This window comes from Roseomonas rosulenta (genome assembly GCF_016106005.1).
Taxonomy (GTDB): domain Bacteria; phylum Pseudomonadota; class Alphaproteobacteria; order Acetobacterales; family Acetobacteraceae; genus Neoroseomonas; species Neoroseomonas rosulenta.
The window spans coordinates 1-962 of record NZ_JACADR010000583.1 but is presented as its reverse complement, the minus strand read 5'-3'; the positions used below and the strand labels follow the sequence as shown (position 1 = coordinate 962).

Below are 962 nucleotides of genomic sequence, written 5' to 3'. Positions count from 1 at the left end.
CGAGGTCACCGCGCAGGGCAGCGCCGACCTCGCCGCGGAAACGCTGGACGTCGCCGCGCGCGCAAGCGTCGGCGCCAGCACCACGCTCGGCACGCTGGTCCCGCCCGCCGCGCGCTGGGCGTCGCTGGCCATCGAGACGCACGCCGCCGGCACCATCGCCGCGCCGCGCATCGCGCTCGACGCTGCCGTGCAGGGCTTCGGCAGCGACACCCCGGCGCTGGCCGCCGCACTTGGCGAGACCCCGCGCCTCACCCTGCGCGCCACGCCGCCCGAACGCATCGACTCCCTCGCCATCGACGGCGCCGCGCTGCGCGTCACCGCCGAAGGCGATGTCGGCACCTCGCTCGACGCCACGCTGCGGGTGGTGGCCTCCGACCTCGCGCCGCTGGTGCCGGGCCTGGCCGGCGCGTTGCAGGCGCAAGCGCGCCTGACCGGCCCGCGCGGCGATCCCTCCATCGCGCTCACCGCGCGCGGCGAGAGGCTGGAACGCGACGGGCAGGTGCTCGAGGCGCCGGACCTCGCACTGACCATCGCCACGCCGCTCTCGGCCCCGCGCGCCGAGGGCAGGCTGCGCGCGACTTATGCCGGGCTGCCGGCCACCCTCGACCTGCAGGGCGTGCCGGAGGGCGAGAGGCTGCGCCTCGAACGCCTGGCCTTCGCCTTCGGCCCCGCAAGGCTCGATGCGCGCGGCGTGCTCGACCCGCGCGCGGCCACCTTCGTGGGCAACGCGGCGCTGGATGTCGCCGACCTCGCGCCCTTCTCCGCCCTGGCGGGCACGCCCATGGCCGGGCGCGCCGGGCTGCGCGCGACGCTCGACCTGCGCGACGGCGCGCAGGGATTCGACGCCACCGCCGAACTCAACGACGCGCGCATCGCCGGCGCCGCGCTGGAAGGGCGGCTTGCGGCGCAGGGCACGCTCGCGGCGTTGACGGCCAGCCTGGACGCGCGCGCCGACGACGCGC

The 962-nt window shown here is 78.0% G+C and carries 1 protein-coding gene; it reads left to right on the top strand.

Annotated features, from left to right (window positions below; translation table 11 throughout):
• On the top strand, positions 1-962 hold a 962-nt coding region (locus tag HW578_RS27015), incomplete at both ends, for a translocation/assembly module TamB domain-containing protein (RefSeq protein ID WP_198373778.1).